This window comes from Dyella sp. OK584 (assembly GCF_057787755.1).
The window spans coordinates 1,019,144-1,034,541 of record NZ_CM173542.1 but is presented as its reverse complement, the minus strand read 5'-3'; the positions used below and the strand labels follow the sequence as shown (position 1 = coordinate 1,034,541).

Here is a 15,398-nt window from a genome sequence, read left to right as displayed (position 1 = left end):
ATAGGAGGCCAAAAGCTTCAGCCCTTCGCGGGCAAATACTTCTCAAACCACATCAACGCCCGCTGCAGCACATCGCGCTGATGATTCGGATCGACGAAATGATGGCCTTCGTTGGGATACACCACCAGCGACGTCGGCACTCCCTGCGCGCGCAGCGCATGCCAATACTCGAACGACTGCGGCGCGGGACACTCCGCATCGCGATCGCCCACCACGATCAGCGTGGGCGTCTTCACCTGCTTGATGAAGTTGATCGCCGAGCTCTTCGCGTACACCTCGGGGTTGTCATAGACCGAAGCGCCGAAGAACGGAACCATCCATTGGTCGATCAGGTTCTGCCCGTAATAGCTTTGCCAGTTGGCGATACCGGCGCCCGCCACGACGGCACGGAAACGCTGCGTCTGCGTGGGCACGAACATGCTCATGAAGCCGCCGTAGCTCCAGCCGGTGAGGCCAAGACGCTTGTCGTCCACCGGAAGTTTCTTCTCGATGGTGTCGATGCCGGCGAGAATGTCGCGCAGATCACCGTGGCCGAAGTCCTTGCGGTTGGCCTGCACGTATTCCTCGCCCTGCCCGAAGCTGCCGCGCGGATTGGGCATGAACACAAAGTAGCCCAGCGCCGAGAACGGCTCGCCACCGAAGCCAACATGCGGCCAGCGCGGGATCACCGCAGCCGACGGGCCGCCGTGCACGGTCACGATCATCGGATACGACTTCTTCGCGTCGTAATTGGCCGGATATAGCAGCCAACCCTGCACATGGCGGCCTTCGTTGTCCCACTCCACCGACTCGGCCTTGCCCCAACCGGGCTTGTGGGCCGCATTGATGGTGGTGACCGCGGCCGGCGCGTTGTCGCCCAGTGCACCGGCGTGCACTTCCGGCGCTTCGGCATAGGAGCTCTGCACAAAGGCCACGCGCGCGTAATCGTTAGACAGCGATAGCGCCATCTCGGCGCTGCCATCGCCAATGCTGGCGGGCAGGGTGAACAGCGTGCGCGTCTGCGTGGCCTTGTCCGCGGCAACGGTGTACTGCGCCACCTGGCTTTGCCCATTGCTGACCTGCGCGACCAGCAATTGTTGCGGGCTGGTCCATGCCAGCCATGCCGGCGTCACGTGAATGTTGGGCGTGAGATTGACGGGCGCGCCGCCACTGGCAGGTACCGCATAAACGTCGCCGCCTGTGGAGCCCTGGTCGCTCATCAGGCCGCCAATGAAGGCGATCCGCTGGCCGTCTGGCGACCAGCGCGGCAGCGCCATCTGCAGCCCATGCAGCGAGCCTGCCGTGGTCACTGGGTCGAGCACGATGCTGGCGGACGCACCCGCTTGCGCGTTCTGCACATAGAGCTTGGCCAGCCACCAGTTGTTGTCACCCGGCGGCATGGCGCCGGTGTAGGCAATGCGCTTGCCATCCGGCGACCAGCCGAACTCGTAGACATACGTTTCAGCGGGAGTGAGTAATTGCACGGCACCACCGGTGGCGTCGACGGTGGCGACGCGCTGCACTTCCAGTCCGTCCACGCCGATCTCACCCGTTGCCGGCTTGGCGGCGTACACCGCGCTGGCACGGCGCGTGCCGTTGGGCACATACAGGAAGCCGAGCGATTTGCCGTCGGGCGACCAGGCGAGGCCATCGGACACGCCCGGCAATTCGGCCAGACGCTTAGGTGACGATTTAGCCGGGACGTCGACCACGAACAGATCCTTCTGCTTGCCGTTGCTGGCGCAGTTGGAGACGAAGGCCAGGTGGCGCGAATCCGGTGCCCAGGCTATGTCGCCCGAACTGCAGCTGCCCGGTTTGTTGTCGCTGATGCGATGCACGTCACTGCCATCGGCCTTCGCCACCTCGACGCCATCCTTGCCTTCGGTACGCACCACCCACGCCAGCTGCGTGCCATCGGGGGAGATCTGCACGGCCTCGATCTGCCGCACCTTGCCGAGGTTGGCCAGCAATTGCTCGATGCGCGGATCGACCGAGGCGGGCGCGGCGAAAGCGGAGGGAGCCAGCACGGCGATCAGTGCCGGCAGTAGGAGACGGGCGGGTGCGTGCATGAAGGGGCCTTGTTGCGGTGAAAGGCAACACGCTAGCAGGCCGTCGCACCGGTGTGCATGTGTAGGAGCGCACCTTGTGCGCGACCGCAGAGCAGCGCTGTGCCGGAGCGATCGGCTGTCGTCGCCCGATGGGAACTTGCGGCGTTCGCGTTAAGTGGGCTTGTCACTCGGGCCACCCCTGGCCCTCGCCCTGCGGGCCGCTTGCGCTGTGCAAACCGGCATTCCTGCCGGTTTGTCGCGCACAGGGTGGGCTCCTGCAGAAAAGCTAGTGCGCGGCGATGGCTTGCTGCTGGTGCGCGGCCTGCACCGCCGCGATCTTCGCCTTGATTGCGGGGATCGCCGCCAGCGCGGCGCGCTCGCCTTCGAGAATGGCCTGGTCTCTTTGCTCAAAATCCGCAGCGCCGATCTGGCTCACCTTGGGGCGGATCACGATGTCCGCGCGCGCAAGTTCCTGCTCGCCGAGCTTCTGACCCATGATGCTGATGGACTGCCCGACAATGTTGATCATGCCCTGCGGGTTGGTGCCGCTGGCCTTGGTGGAGATATCCACCGCGATCACCACGTCGGCGCCGAGCTGACGCGCCGCATCCACCGGCACCGGGCTGACCACGCCGCCATCCACGTAGTGCTTGCCGTTGATCTCCACCGGTTCGAACACACCCGGCACGCTGCTGGACGCGCGCACGGCCTGGCCGGTGTTGCCGCGAACGAACACGGTGCGCTGGCCGGTTTCCAGCTGGGTAGCGACGGCGGCGAACGGCACGCTGAGCTTGTCCAGCGGGTGGTTCTTCACCTGCAGGTTCACGTAGTCCTGCAGCTTCTGGCCCTGCACCACGCCACCGGAGAACAGCCGCACGTCGCGGATGCTGCTCTGGTCCAACGCAAAGGCCGTCTCCTGCAGCTGGAACGGATCCATGCCGCTCGCATACAGGGCGCCGACCACGCTGCCGGCGCTGGTGCCGGCGACCACGTCCGGACGGATGCCGTTGGCCTCCAGCATCTTGATCACGCCGATGTGCGCGAAGCCCTTGGCTGCGCCGCCGCCCAACGCCAGGCCAATGCGCAGCTTCACCACCGGCGGCGGCACGATCGGCGCAGGCGGCGGCGTGGGTTTGGTGTTGCCGAAACAGGCGCACAGCACGAGGCTGGCGAGCAGGGGCAGGAGAGGGCGGTAATGGTGGATGGACGTCATGTCGGTGGCGCAGGCCAATGAAGGTTGGATGGATGGACGGCCGATCCTTCGGCACGTTGGTAACTGGCGGCCGAGTGTACGTCCGCCGACTGGCGCTGCAATGTCGGAATGCGGCCCGCCGCTGGGCATCGCTCAGCTGCCGTAAAGCGCTTCGGCGCGCTTGAACAACACCCAGCTGGTGGCGATGTACTTGTCGCCGCCCCGTGGACGGTTGCCGCGATGGGTGTGGGTGAACGCGGCCGGCGCGATCAAAAGGCTGCCGGTGCGCGGTGTGATCTTGCGCTGCTGGTAGAGGAACTCCGTCTCGCCATCGTCGAAGCCGTCGTTGAGGTAGATCGTCCACAACAGGTGGCGATGCAGCGTCTGCGCGGTGGCATCGCGCGGAAACAGTTCGCAATGCCAGTACGGGTAGCCACCCGTGCCGGCGCGGTAGCGCTGCAGGTTGATCGAGCCGGGCGTGAACACCTGCCGGGCCAGTACACCCAACGCGGCATCGTCCATTCCAGCCATGTCGTCTTCGGAGAGCCGTCGAGCCTGACCGTCCTCGCCCGGAACCTTGAGCATCAGCGGGGCGATCAGCGTGTAGGGGTAGCGACGCAGGTAGGCGGTGAGTCCGGCCAGCATGGCCAGGTTGAGCGCGGTTTCGGCGTCGCGCCATTCGGCCCTGTCGCTGATGGTGATGTCGCCACTGTCCTTCAGCTCGGGATAGACCCCACCGCCAACCCGTCCGGGCACCGCCTGGCCACCGCTTTCGAAGCGCGCCACCAGCGCCGCGCAGTGCGCGGCGGTGAGGGCGTCCTCATAGACCTCGATGAAATCGGGAGACATGGCGTGGCCAGGCGGACCGTGGGGCGGGTTTGCCGCCCCGCGCGTCACACGGCGGCGTCGGCCTCGACGTGGTAGTGCGTGGCCACTTCCACTTCCTTCTTCGAACCGAGGAACACCGGCACGCGCTGGTGCAGGCCGGTGGGCTGCAGTTCCATGATGCGCTCGCGACCCGTGGTGGCTGCGCCGCCCGCCTGCTCGACGATGAAGGCCATCGGGTTGGCTTCATACATCACGCGCAGCTTGCCGCCCTTGGACTTGATCTTGGCGTCCAGCGGATAGAAGAACACGCCGCCGCGGGTGATGATGCGGTGCACGTCGGCCACCATCGAGGCCACCCAGCGCATGTTGAAGTCCTTGCCGCGCGGGCCGTCCTGGCCGGCCAGCAGCTCGCCGATGTAGCGCTGCATCGGCGCTTCCCAATGACGCTGGTTGGACATGTTGATAGCGAACTCGGCCGTCTCTTCCGGAATGCGGATGTCGCGACGGCTGAGGATGAAGCTGCCCACTTCGCGATCCAGCGTGAACTCGTGCGTGCCGTGGCCGAAGGTCAGCACCAGCACGGTAGCCGGACCATAGACGACGTAACCGGCAGCCAGCTGGGTAGTGCCCGGCTGCAGGAAGTGCTCGGCCTTCGGCTCGGTGACGCCATCGGGGCAACGCAGCACCGAGAAGATCGTGCCGACCGAGATGTTCACGTCGATGTTGGAGCTGCCGTCCAGGGGATCGAACAGCAACAGGTGATGACCCTTCGGGTACATGTCGGGGATCGGCTGCGGGTCTTCCATTTCCTCCGACGCGCAGGCGGCCAGCTGGCCACCCCAGGCGTTGGCTTCGAGCAGGATCTCGTTGGAGATCACGTCCAGCTTCTTCTGCGCCTCACCCTGGATGTTGCCGGTGCCCGCCTCGCCCAGCACGCCACCCAGCGCACCCTTGTTGGTGGCCACCGCGATGCGCTTGCAGGCGCGCGCGACGACCTCGATCAGCAGGGAAAGCTCGGCATTCATGCGGCCGGCGCGGCGTTCCTCAATCAGGAACTGGATGAGCGAGATGGACTTCATGGGGTACCCGCAAGCAAAGAGACGCCTATTGTCCCGGCTCCCGCCGGCGCTTGCCAGCGCAGTATCTGACCGGTCGGTTCATCTAAATCGCGTGAAAACCTTTTCGCGCGTTCGATTCGCCGCTTGTTGTAGGAGCGCACCTTGTGCGCGACCGCAGGGACGCGTCGTCACCACGATGGTCGGTTGTCGCGACACCAGACGACACGGCGCCACCGCCCCGCTAGGCCACCTTGGGTGGTCGGCCTGTCGCGCACAGAGTGCGCTCCCCCAGAGGATTGGTCGTCGGCCTGCTGACAACACGCTGGCAGTAGGGGGTGGCCACACTTGCCTCCGTCATAAGGGAGGGATTCTCAATGCGCGATACGGTTTATTTCCTGGCGTTCGACGGTTATGCCGACTGGCACGCGGCGCAAGCTTTGTGCGAGATCCGCCGCCCGGGCGAATGGCAGCTGAGAACGGTGGGTTTCTCGATGCAGCCGGCCCTGTCGATGGGCGGGTTGCGGGTGGTGCCGGAATTGACCCTGGATCAACTCGATCTCAAGCGCGCTGCGCTGCTGATCGTGCCCGGTGGCTACCTGTGGGAACGCGGGCAGGGCGAGGAAGCGGTGGCTGCCGTCCGCCGCGTCCATGCCGCTGGCGCTCCGGTCGCCGCCGTGGACAGTGGTGTGCTGGTGCTGGCTCGGGCTGGTTTGCTGGATGCCTGCCGTCATACCAGCAGCTGGCCCGGCCACATCGGCGCCCATGTGCCGCAGTACGCGGGTGCCGACCAGTACGACGCCAACGTGCTTGCCGTCAGTGACGGCGGGGTGATCACCGCCAGCCAGCTGGGCAGCGTGGAATTCACTCGCGAGGTGATTCGCACACTCGATCTCTATAGCCCCAGCGACCGCGAACACTGGTTCGGTCTGTTCAAGCACGCCTTGCCGCCGCCGTGGTGCGCAGGCGAAGCCGCCGCCACCGCCGTGGCCGCATGAGGAGGATGTCATGGCATTTCCGATCGGAAAGATTCTCATGGCCTACCGGCCGCTGTATCTGCGCGGCCTGTTGATGGACGGCCAATACAAATTCCCCCCATCGCCGGCACCAGCGGCGTCGGGGAAGAAAGCACCAGCCAGCACCCAGGTGAAGGCCGAGCGCATGCCGGCAATCACCACCAAGCCACCTTGCGGAGCCGCCACATGACGCGCATCTACCGTGGCAGTTGTCATTGTGGCGCGGTTCGCTACGAAGCCGAACTCGACCTCGCCGCCGGTACCGGCCGCTGCAATTGCTCGATCTGCCGCAAGCTGCGTTTCTGGGGCGCGATGGCGAAACCGGACACGTTCCGTTTGCTCAGCGGCGAAGACGCGCTCACCGACTACCAGTTCAACACCCAAAGTGCGCACAACGTGTTCTGTCGTCACTGCGGCGTGCATGCTTTCCATCGCGGCTATGTCGAGGCGATCGGCGGTGCCTACGTATCCGTCAATGTCGCGTGCCTGGACGATGTGAGCGATGAAGAGTGGGCCGCCGCGCCGGTGAGCTGCGCCGATGGTCGCGATAACAACTGGCGACAGACGCCGGCAGTAACGAGTTATCTCTGAGTCCTTTCGCGACGGCCATTGCGGCCGTCGCCATCTTCTTGCCGCGAGGTCGCCGTCATGACCAACACCCCACGTGTCACCTTCTATCACGCGCCCAACAGTCGCTCCGGCGGCACGCGCGCCCTGCTGGAGGAACTTGGTGTCGAGTACGACATGCACGTGCTCAACTTCAAGCAGAACGAACAGCGCCAGCCGCCATACATGGCGGTGAACCCAATGGGCAAGGTGCCGGCGATCTGGCACAACGACGGACTCATCACCGAGCAGCCGGCGGTGTTTCTCTACCTTGCCGACCTGTATCCGGAGAAAGGACTGGCACCATCGGCCGGCGATCCACTGCGTGGTGCATATCTGCGTTGGATGGTGTTCTACGGGTCGTGCTTCGAGCCCGCGCTGGTGGACCGCTCCGTGAAGCGAGAACCGGTCGCCCAGTCCACCTGTCCCTACGGCGATTGGGACACGATGTTCAACACGCTGGTGATGCAGCTAGAGCGCGGCCCCTACATGCTGGGCGAGCATTTCAGCGCGCTCGACGTGCTGTGGGGCAGTGCGCTGCGGTGGACCACGATGTTCAAGCTGGTGCCCGAGCTGCCGGTGGTCATGGCCTATATCGAGCGTGTCACTTCTCGACCGGCCATGCAGCGTGCGACGGCAGCCGACGCCGAGCTGGCGGCGGCGCAGGCGGCGTGAGTGGAACACGTCGCCCAGTCTTCACTTCCGTCATCCCGGCGAAAGCCGGGATCCAGCGACTTTAGTTTCTGCCCGAGCGCCCCGAAAGGCACTGGATCCCAGCTTTCGCTGGGATGACGGTGAGGGAGCATCAAACGATTCGTCATGCATATACCCGCCCATGACTCTCGACGCTGGCCCCATGCGTGCCGCTCCGTCATCATCTGCCGATGCGTCGCGCCGACCGGCTCTTCCTCATCATCCATGCCCTGCGCGGGCGTCGTACTGCGTTGCAGGCGCGCCAGCTCGCCGGGACGCTGGGCGTCTCGCTGCGCACTGTCTATCGCGACGTCGCCGACCTGCAGTTATCGGGCGTACCCATCGAAGGCGAGGCTGGCGTGGGCTACGTGCTGCGCAAGGGCTCGGACATCCCACCGCTGATGTTTACCGCCGACGAACTCGAATCGCTGGTGGTGGGCACGCGCTTCGTACGCGCCTTCGCCGGACAGAAGCTCGCTGAAAGCGCGCAGGCCGCCCTGCTCAAGATCGAGGCTGTGTTGCCCCCCGAGTTGCGCGAACGCGCCACGCGCACGCGCATCTATGCGCCGATCTGGCGCGACCAGACCAAGACCGATTTCGCGGCGCTTATCGATCGCCTCAACGCGGCGATCACGGACGGCCAGGTGCTGCGCCTCGACTACAGCGACGAGGCCGGTCGCACCAGCACGCGCGATGTGGAACCGCTGTGCCTGGCATTCTGGGGCGGCGCATGGACGCTGGGCACGTGGTGCCGATTGCGCGTGGGTTTCCGCAACTTCCGTCCCGACCGCATCCTCAACTGCACGATCACCGGCGAACGCTTCAGTGAAGTGGAAGGCCGCAATCTCGATGCGTACCTGCAAGCCATGCGCGGGTATTACGAAGGCATGGAAGGCTGAGCGACGTTTCTCCTTCTCCCCTGCGGGCGACCCGAAGGTAGTCCCTGTGGGAGAGAAGATCGGGATGAGCCACCTAAAGGTGGTAAAGGGCGGGTGCTCGCGGAAGCATCTCCACAAAGCCCGACTCGATTTGCCCTCGTCGCAAGATTGACCCCTCACCCCAACCCTCTCCCCTAAGGGGAGAGGGAGCCATGGCGCAGCATCAGCTACCCTCACTCCGCCACCCGCGCCGGAGTGATCAATGTCACCCACCGAGAATCCCACCTCGCCCGCATGGCACCTGGACCTCATCGCGGGCCTCTCCATCGCCGGACTGCTGCTGCCCGAAGCCGTGGCCTATTCGGGCATCGCCGGTCTGCCGCCCCAGGCTGGTGTCATCGCGTTGTTCATCGGCCTGCTTACCTATGGCGTGTTGGGCCGCAGCCGCTACGCCATCGTCTCGGCCACATCATCGTCCGCGGCTGTGCTGGCAGCGGGCACGCTGGCGCTCGCCGGTGCCGACAACGTTTCGCGGGCGGCTGTCGGTGCCACGCTGGTGCTGCTGGCTGGCGTCTGCTTCCTCGTCGCAGGTACGGCGCGGCTGGGTGGTCTGTCGCATCTGATCGCCCGCCCGGTGCTGCGCGGCTATACGTTTGGCTTGGCTTGCGTCATCGCGATCAAGCAGTTGCCGCACCTGTTGGGCGTGGCGAACGTGCATGGCGATTTCGTGCCCGCGCTGCTGGGCCAGTTGGCATCGCTCATTCCGCAGATGAATCTCGCGGCGTTGGGAGCGGGGTTGATCGCACTGTTGGCGCTGTTTGCCTGCGAGCGCCTGCGCCCGTTGCCAGGCAGCTTGCTGGCCATCGTGCTGGGTGTGGCCGCTTCCAGCTGGCTGCAAGCCCGCGGCGTGGCGCTCACCGGCGAGATCCATCTCATCCCCTCATTGGGCTGGCCCGCCTGGCCGGGCAGCGGTCAGTGGTTGCCAAGCGTGGAATTGGCCGCGGCGCTGTTGCTGATTCTTTATGCCGAGTCGTACAGCTCCATCCGTGGTTTCGCGCTCAAGCATGGCGACAAGGTGCAACCCAACCGCGATCTCATGGTGCTTGGCGTCGCCAACGTGATCTCGGGAGCGCTGCACGGCATGCCGGTAGGCGCGGGTTATTCGGCCACGTCGGCGAACGAGGCGGCCGGGGCGCGCACTCGCCTGGCGGGCTTGATCGCCGCAGCCAGCGTGCTGTTGCTGGTGCTGCTGGCGGTGCGCTGGATCGAGCGCATTCCCCAACCGGTGTTGGCCGCCATCGTGATTCACGCGGTGAGCAAGTCGCTGCGCCTGTCGACGTTTGCCCCCTATCTGCGCTGGCATCGCGACCGCCTGGTGGCGCTGGCCGCGGTGCTGGCCGTGCTTTCGCTGGGCATTCTCGACGGCTTGCTGTTTGCCATCGCCTTCAGCCTGGTCATGCTGCTGCGCCAGTTGGCGACACCTCGCCTGAGCGTGCTCGGCCGCCTGGCCGACGGCCACAATTTCGTGGACATCGCGCAGCATCCGAATGCAGTGCAGCCCACCGGCATGCTCATCGTGCGGCCGGAGGAACCGTTGTTCTTCGCCAATGCCGAGGCGGTGCTGTCGCAGGCACGCCATCGCGCTGACGCGTGCCAGGGTCTGCATCGGGTCATCCTGAGCCTTGAGGAGTCGCCGGACCTCGACGGCACCGTGCTCGAAGCGCTTGGGGACTTCGTCACCTGGCTGGCGTCTCGTGGCATCGAGCTGCGCGTGGCACGATTGAAGGACGACGCACGCGACGCCCTCCTGCGCATGGCGCTACCCCAGCTTCCGCCACAGGCGCTGGAAGACTGGAGCGTAGAGGATGCCGTGTTGGTGCTATCGCCCACCTCACCTTTGGTCAAGGGAAATTCGCAGTGAACAAAGCACAACGCATGACCTGGCTGGCCGCGGCCGCGCTCGCGCTGACCGCACCGGCCTGGGCCGAGCAGAACGCCGACGCCCGCTTCAAGCAGATCTACGACCAGGAGTGGTCGTGGCGCAACGGGCAATCTGGCATCGCCACGTCCGGCGAGGCGCAGCCCAACGGTGCGCGGCTGGACAACGTAGACGCGGCGAGCCAGCAGAAGCGGCTCGACTACTGGCAGAAAGTGCTCACCAGCCTCGATGGCATCGACCCGAAGCAGCTGACGCCCGAAGGCCAGGTCAATTACGCGATCTATCACGCGCAGATCCAGAACCTGCTTGCCACGCAACAGTTCAAGCAGTGGCAGATGCCGTTCAACAGCGACTCGGCGTTCTGGAGCGATCTGAGTTACGTGCTAGAAGGCGACAACCTGCGCACCGCACAGGACTATCGCCGCTATCTCGATCGCCTGGGTCAGGTGCCGTCGTACTTCCAGCAGCAGATCGACAACATGCGTAACGGCCTGGCACGTGGCTTCACCGTGCCGCGCGAAGTGCTCAACGGCCGCGATGTGTCGATCTCCTCCGTGGCCGAGCTGAAAGACCCCGCGCAAAGCAGCTTCTACAAGCCGTTCGAGAAGATGCCTTCCTCCATTGCGCCCGCCGACGCCGCGAAGATGCGCGATGAGGCGAAGCAGATCATCACTGGCAAGGTCATTCCCGCCTACGCCAACCTGCTCACCTTCTTCCGCAACGAGTACGTGCCCAAGGCGCGCACCACGCTGGCCGCTGAAGCCATGCCCGACGGCAAGGCTTGGTATCGCCAGCAGATCATCGAATACACCACGTTGGACCTCAGCCCCGACGCGATCCACCAGGTGGGCCTGGACCAGGTGGCGAAGATCCACGCCGAGATGGTCAAGACCATGCAGGAGACGGGCTTCAAGGGAAGCTTCGCCGACTTCCTGCACTTCCTGCGTACCGACCCGCAGTTCTACGCCAAGACGCCCGACGAGCTGCTGATGCGCAGCGCGTGGGTGGCGAAGCAGGTGGACGGCCAGCTCGGTAAGGAATTCGGCCGCCTGCCGCGTCAGCGCTTCACCATCGTGCCGGTGCCGGCGGATATCGCGCCGTACTACACGTCTGGTCGTGGCGGCGCGTCGAGCTATCTGGTCAACACGTATGACCTGCCATCGCGTCCGCTGTACAACGTGGCGGCGCTGACCCTGCATGAGTCCGCACCCGGCCACTCGCTGCAGCTGGCGCTCGCCGCCGAGCAAAAGGGCCAGCCGGCATTCCGCCGCGAAGGCTACATCTCGGCATTCGGCGAAGGCTGGGGCCTGTACTCCGAATACCTCGGCAACGAAATGGGCATCTACAAGACGCCCTACGACCGCTTCGGCTATCTCACCTACCAGATGTGGCGCGCCTGCCGCCTGGTGGTCGACACCGGCATCCATCACCTGGGCTGGACGCGCCAGCAGGCCATCGACTACATGACGCAGAACACCGCGTTGTCCGATCGCGAGATCGCCAACGAAGTGGACCGCTACATCAGCTGGCCGGGCCAGGCGCTGTCGTACGAGCTGGGCTATCTGAAGATGCTGGAGCTGCGCCAGAAGGCCGAGCAGGAACTGGGCACGAAGTTCGACATCCGCCACTTTCACGACACCATCCTGCAGCTGGGTTCGGTGCCGCTGCCGGTGCTGGAAAAGCGCATCGACCGTTTCATTGCCGAAGGCGGCCCGGCGCCGGATTTCGGTTGCGATTGCGCCAAGCAGAAAGCGCCGTAATCCAACACTTCGCCCTCTCTCCTCTGGGGAGAGGGCTGGGGTGAGCCACCTAAAGGTGGTAAAGGGCGGATGCTCGCGAAAGACTCGCAGTCGTGCGCGATGCACACCCAGCAAGTCGCCACATGCTCGCCTGCGTCTCCATAAGAACCCGCTAGCTTCACTACCATCGCCAGACACCTTTTCAGGGGGAACGAGGTTATGAGTGACATGCAGGGAGTGCTGGGCAAGGACTGGCACCGGGATATCCGTTACCCGCTGGTCTATCGGGTAACCACCGGTCAAAAGATCGCTTGCGGATTTCTGGGTTTGCTTTGCGGTGCCATGGGCATCGGCATGATCTATCTGCTGCAGCAGGGGCGCTCCGATGGCGTCATCAGTGCATTTCTGGGCTTCATGGGCACCTGCCTGCTGGCCGTTCCGGTCTATGCCCTGGCTTACGCCATCAACGCCCGAGTGACGTTGGAGGCGCAAGCCATCGAGGTCCGCAACGCCTTTAGCGCGCGGCGGCTCGAAAGGAGGAATATCGAGGGACGTCGCCTGGTACGCGGACGAAACGTGGTTTACCCCGTGATCGTGGCGAAGGAGGGCGCATCGCTCAGGCTTGCTCGATCGACGTTTGGCCTCGACGACCGCTTCAACGCCTGGTTCAACGACTTGCCCGACCTCGACGAACGGGAGCGGGCCGCAACACTGACGATGGTCGAGCAGGACGTCACGCTGGGCAGCAACGCGCAGGAGCGCCTGGCCAAGCTGGAAAAGGCCAAGCAAGCCGCCAAGGTGCTCAACCTTCTCCCGATGATCCTGCTGGCATGGGGCTTCATGTATCCCAAGCCCTATGGCGCGCTTGTCGCTTGCGCTGCCGTGCTGCCGTGGATGGCGATCGGGCTTTCGTGGGCAAAGCCGAACTTGTTCCAGCTCGATGGCAAGCAGGGCGACGTGCGCCCCAATCTCGCGGTTCTGCTGATCATGCCGCCGCTGCTATTGGCGATGCGCGCGCTGTTCGACGTCGACGTGATCGACCTCAAGCAGCTGTTCCTGTGGGGTTTCGTGTTGGGGCTGCCGTTGTGCATCGCAATCGTCATGGCGCCCAAGACATCTTCGTCCACGAATAAAAAGCCGTGGCTGCTGCCTCTCGTCATGCTGCCTTTCATGACCGCGTACGGGGTCGGCCTGTTGGCCCTCATCGATACGATGTGGGATGACGCGCCAGTCCAGGTCATCCAGACCGCCATCACCGGCAAGCACGTCAGCCACGGCAAATCCACCACCTATCAGCTGTATCTGGCGCCCTGGAGCGACACCATCAACGAAGACAGCATCACGGTATCGCGTGCCTACTTCGATGCAGTGAACAAGGGCGACGTGGTTTGCGTCCGCCTGCACCCAGGCAAGTTCGGACTGCGCTGGATGCAGCTGGGAAGTTGCCGCCAATAGACCGCCCTGAGCGCCCGCCTTGCCGAACGAAGGTCAAGGTTTGGCGGGCTCGCTTTTGCCGGTTTCCACATAGCGCTGCAAGCGCTGCAGTTGCTCCATCTGCACCGCATCGACTTGTGGCGCCAGCTTGTCCAGCCCGCTGTTGCTGGCGCCACCCACGCGATACTCGAACTGCAGCGCGGTGCCGCCCGGTGCCGGCTTCAATGCAAAGGTCATCACGCCTTGCACCGCCATGTTCTGCAGCGGGCCCAAGGCAGTGTCGATGCGCAGCATCTGCCCGGGCGCGGCCCAGATCACGCGCCCATGCGCCAGGCTTTGATTGTCCCAGCGTTCGCAGAAGCAGCCCCCGGCATCGGCCTGGATGCTCAGATGCGCGGCATCGCCGGAAAACGTGTGCTGGCTGCTCCACCAGCGTCCGATATCGACGATGGCTGCATAGACCTTCGCGGGCGGCGCATGGATCGTGCGGGTGTCCTGAATCAGAAAGTGATCGGGCCCGGCCTCCTTTACCTCCGCCCTTGCGCCGACGGCAGGCAGCACCAGCAGGATGACAGCGGTAACGGCATGGGCGCGCATATCGGCTACTCCCGGGAAGGCGGCCGAGTATGCGACGGCGCGCCACGGCCTGGCATCGGCTGGATGGGATACGGAACCCATTGGCTAAAAATTCACCGGTGAAGTAGAATTGCCTCGAACTTCACTGGGAGAGTTACGCCATGGCCGCTCATCTCCAGCCTGAAACCATCCCCGACGCCGATCTCGGCGGCCCCGCGCTGCGCGCCTTCTTCAACCTGGCCGAACGCTGGAACCTGCGCATCGCCGACCAGCGCCGCCTGTTGGGCGATCCGCCGGAATCGACCTTCTACAAGTGGAAGCGCCTGCAGAGCGGCACGCTGGGCCGCGACACGCTCGAACGCATCAGCTATCTGCTGGGCATCTTCAAGAGCCTGCAGATCCTCTTCCCCGACCCGCAGCAGGCTGATGCCTGGGTCCATCGCGCCAATCAGACGTCGCTATTCGGTGGGCAGTCGGCGCTGCAGCGAATGCTCTCGGGCAACGTCGCCGACCTCTATGTCGTGCGCCAGTACCTGGATGCACAGCGCGGCTGGAACTGAAACCGCGCTGGACCGGCGGTGACGGCTGGCTGAGGGCCACGTCGCAACCGACGATACGCCGGCTCTGCATACTCACCCCTCCGGCAGATCGCCTGGGACAAACCACGTCATGGCCGACATTCCCCCGCTCAAACGCATCCGCTGGAGCCAGGCCTTTCGCATCGTGCCCAGTCGTTTCCCGCCGGTGGGCGTGTTCGACCGCATCGCCGAGCCCGGCGATCTCGAGGCGCTGTACGCCATCGAGGCCATGACCAACCCGCGACTGCGCGACGACATGGGCGAGCTGCGTCTGGTATCGCCGGAGCGGCGCATCAGCGGCCCCGGCACCACACCGGTGATGGCGGCCTTCACGCACCTCAATCCCGAGGGCAGCCGCTTTTCCGATGGCACCTGGGGCGTCTTTTACGCCGGCCACAGCGTGGCCACTGCGGTGGAAGAAACCGTCTATCACCGCGAACGGTTTCTCGCGGCAACCGCGGAACCCCCGTGCGATATCGAGATGCGCTGCTACCGCACCAGCATCCAGGCAAAATTGCACGACCTGCGCGGTGGCTGGAAAGCTGAGCATGATCCTGACCATTACGCCGCGGGCGTCGCCTTGGCGCGGCGGTTGCGCAGCGAAGGTTCTGATGGGCTGGTATACGACAGCGTGCGTCATCGCGGCGGCGAGTGTGTCGCCGTGTTTTATCCCGATCGCGTGTCGCCGTGCACACAGGCGCAACACCTGATGTATCGCTGGGACGGCAAGCGTATTGCCCAGGTACTTACCGTCGACGAATGGAAGCGCGGCTAACCGCCTGGGCCATCTTGTAAAAGCAACGGGCCCTCCTTGCGGAAGGCCCGTTCGGCGTCCTT

General features: G+C 64.8%; 15 protein-coding genes. 10 read left to right on the top strand and 5 right to left on the bottom strand.

Features of this window, described 5'->3' with window-relative positions; translation table 11 throughout:
- Positions 1–17: 17 nt before the first annotated feature.
- From AC3CBN_RS04585 to AC3CBN_RS04570, 4 genes are all read right to left on the bottom strand, one after another.
- On the bottom strand, positions 18–2,048 hold the full coding sequence (locus AC3CBN_RS04585) for a S9 family peptidase (protein ID WP_488635639.1): 2,031 nt from the start codon (positions 2,046–2,048) through the stop codon (positions 18–20).
- Between the two features lie 265 nt (positions 2,049–2,313).
- Positions 2,314–3,240: a patatin-like phospholipase family protein gene (locus tag AC3CBN_RS04580; protein ID WP_488635638.1), complete on the bottom strand. Its 927-nt coding sequence runs from the start codon at positions 3,238–3,240 to the stop codon at positions 2,314–2,316.
- 132 nt (positions 3,241–3,372) lie between these two features.
- Positions 3,373–4,068, bottom strand: a complete 696-nt coding sequence (locus AC3CBN_RS04575) for a 2OG-Fe(II) oxygenase (protein WP_488635637.1) — start codon at positions 4,066–4,068, stop codon at positions 3,373–3,375.
- A gap of 44 nt (positions 4,069–4,112) precedes the next feature.
- Positions 4,113–5,126, bottom strand: coding sequence for a class 1 fructose-bisphosphatase (locus tag AC3CBN_RS04570; protein WP_488635636.1), 1,014 nt, complete (start codon positions 5,124–5,126; stop codon positions 4,113–4,115).
- Between the two features lie 353 nt (positions 5,127–5,479).
- Here AC3CBN_RS04570 and AC3CBN_RS04565 point away from each other — a divergent pair, with 353 nt between their 5' ends.
- The 8 genes from AC3CBN_RS04565 (at position 5,480) to AC3CBN_RS04530 (ending at position 13,428) form a co-directional block, all read left to right on the top strand.
- Positions 5,480–6,100 carry a DJ-1/PfpI family protein gene (locus AC3CBN_RS04565; protein WP_488635635.1) on the top strand — a complete coding sequence of 207 codons (621 nt, stop codon included), beginning with the start codon at positions 5,480–5,482 and terminating at the stop codon, positions 6,098–6,100.
- Between the two features lie 10 nt (positions 6,101–6,110).
- Positions 6,111–6,308, top strand: coding sequence for a hypothetical protein (locus AC3CBN_RS04560; RefSeq protein WP_488635634.1), 198 nt, complete (start codon positions 6,111–6,113; stop codon positions 6,306–6,308).
- Positions 6,305–6,709: a GFA family protein gene (locus AC3CBN_RS04555; RefSeq protein WP_488635633.1), complete on the top strand. Its 405-nt coding sequence runs from the start codon at positions 6,305–6,307 to the stop codon at positions 6,707–6,709. The genes AC3CBN_RS04560 and AC3CBN_RS04555 overlap by 4 nt, the downstream gene beginning before the upstream one ends.
- A gap of 57 nt (positions 6,710–6,766) precedes the next feature.
- Entirely contained in the window at positions 6,767–7,399 is a 633-nt protein-coding gene (locus tag AC3CBN_RS04550; protein WP_488635632.1) for a glutathione S-transferase family protein, read from the top strand.
- A 209-nt stretch (positions 7,400–7,608) separates the two neighbouring features.
- A complete protein-coding gene (locus AC3CBN_RS04545; RefSeq protein ID WP_488635631.1) occupies positions 7,609–8,316 on the top strand; it encodes a helix-turn-helix transcriptional regulator in 708 nt (235 codons plus the stop codon).
- Between the two features lie 241 nt (positions 8,317–8,557).
- A complete protein-coding gene (locus AC3CBN_RS04540; protein ID WP_488635630.1) occupies positions 8,558–10,216 on the top strand; it encodes a SulP family inorganic anion transporter in 1,659 nt (552 codons plus the stop codon).
- A gap of 14 nt (positions 10,217–10,230) precedes the next feature.
- The gene (locus AC3CBN_RS04535; RefSeq protein WP_488636666.1) at positions 10,231–11,994 is read left to right on the top strand and encodes a DUF885 domain-containing protein; all 1,764 of its coding nucleotides are present in this window, start codon (positions 10,231–10,233) and stop codon (positions 11,992–11,994) included.
- 198 nt (positions 11,995–12,192) lie between these two features.
- The gene (locus AC3CBN_RS04530; RefSeq protein ID WP_488635629.1) at positions 12,193–13,428 is read left to right on the top strand and encodes a hypothetical protein; all 1,236 of its coding nucleotides are present in this window, start codon (positions 12,193–12,195) and stop codon (positions 13,426–13,428) included.
- A gap of 33 nt (positions 13,429–13,461) precedes the next feature.
- Here AC3CBN_RS04530 and AC3CBN_RS04525 read toward each other — a convergent pair whose 3' ends face one another.
- Positions 13,462–14,004: an SRPBCC family protein gene (locus AC3CBN_RS04525; RefSeq protein ID WP_488635628.1), complete on the bottom strand. Its 543-nt coding sequence runs from the start codon at positions 14,002–14,004 to the stop codon at positions 13,462–13,464.
- Positions 14,005–14,144: 140 nt separating this feature from the next.
- Between AC3CBN_RS04525 and AC3CBN_RS04520 the strand changes: the two genes are divergently transcribed.
- Positions 14,145–14,543: an MbcA/ParS/Xre antitoxin family protein gene (locus AC3CBN_RS04520; protein ID WP_488635627.1), complete on the top strand. Its 399-nt coding sequence runs from the start codon at positions 14,145–14,147 to the stop codon at positions 14,541–14,543.
- 109 nt (positions 14,544–14,652) lie between these two features.
- On the top strand, positions 14,653–15,336 hold the full coding sequence (locus tag AC3CBN_RS04515) for an RES family NAD+ phosphorylase (protein WP_488635626.1): 684 nt from the start codon (positions 14,653–14,655) through the stop codon (positions 15,334–15,336).
- Positions 15,337–15,398 lie beyond the last annotated feature (62 nt).

Bases quoted from the DNA above. Each gene is read 5' to 3' on its own strand.
- AC3CBN_RS04585 (WP_488635639.1), bottom strand. From the start codon at position 2,048: ATGCACGCACCCGCCCGTCTCCTACTGCCGGCACTGATCGCCGTGCTG.
- AC3CBN_RS04580 (WP_488635638.1), bottom strand. From the start codon at position 3,240: ATGACGTCCATCCACCATTACCGCCCTCTCCTGCCCCTGCTCGCCAGC.
- AC3CBN_RS04575 (WP_488635637.1), bottom strand. From the start codon at position 4,068: ATGTCTCCCGATTTCATCGAGGTCTATGAGGACGCCCTCACCGCCGCG.
- AC3CBN_RS04570 (WP_488635636.1), bottom strand. From the start codon at position 5,126: ATGAAGTCCATCTCGCTCATCCAGTTCCTGATTGAGGAACGCCGCGCC.
- AC3CBN_RS04565 (WP_488635635.1), top strand. From the start codon at position 5,480: ATGCGCGATACGGTTTATTTCCTGGCGTTCGACGGTTATGCCGACTGG.
- AC3CBN_RS04560 (WP_488635634.1), top strand. From the start codon at position 6,111: ATGGCATTTCCGATCGGAAAGATTCTCATGGCCTACCGGCCGCTGTAT.
- AC3CBN_RS04555 (WP_488635633.1), top strand. From the start codon at position 6,305: ATGACGCGCATCTACCGTGGCAGTTGTCATTGTGGCGCGGTTCGCTAC.
- AC3CBN_RS04550 (WP_488635632.1), top strand. From the start codon at position 6,767: ATGACCAACACCCCACGTGTCACCTTCTATCACGCGCCCAACAGTCGC.
- AC3CBN_RS04545 (WP_488635631.1), top strand. From the start codon at position 7,609: ATGCGTCGCGCCGACCGGCTCTTCCTCATCATCCATGCCCTGCGCGGG.
- AC3CBN_RS04540 (WP_488635630.1), top strand. From the start codon at position 8,558: ATGTCACCCACCGAGAATCCCACCTCGCCCGCATGGCACCTGGACCTC.
- AC3CBN_RS04535 (WP_488636666.1), top strand. From the start codon at position 10,231: ATGACCTGGCTGGCCGCGGCCGCGCTCGCGCTGACCGCACCGGCCTGG.
- AC3CBN_RS04530 (WP_488635629.1), top strand. From the start codon at position 12,193: ATGAGTGACATGCAGGGAGTGCTGGGCAAGGACTGGCACCGGGATATC.
- AC3CBN_RS04525 (WP_488635628.1), bottom strand. From the start codon at position 14,004: ATGCGCGCCCATGCCGTTACCGCTGTCATCCTGCTGGTGCTGCCTGCC.
- AC3CBN_RS04520 (WP_488635627.1), top strand. From the start codon at position 14,145: ATGGCCGCTCATCTCCAGCCTGAAACCATCCCCGACGCCGATCTCGGC.
- AC3CBN_RS04515 (WP_488635626.1), top strand. From the start codon at position 14,653: ATGGCCGACATTCCCCCGCTCAAACGCATCCGCTGGAGCCAGGCCTTT.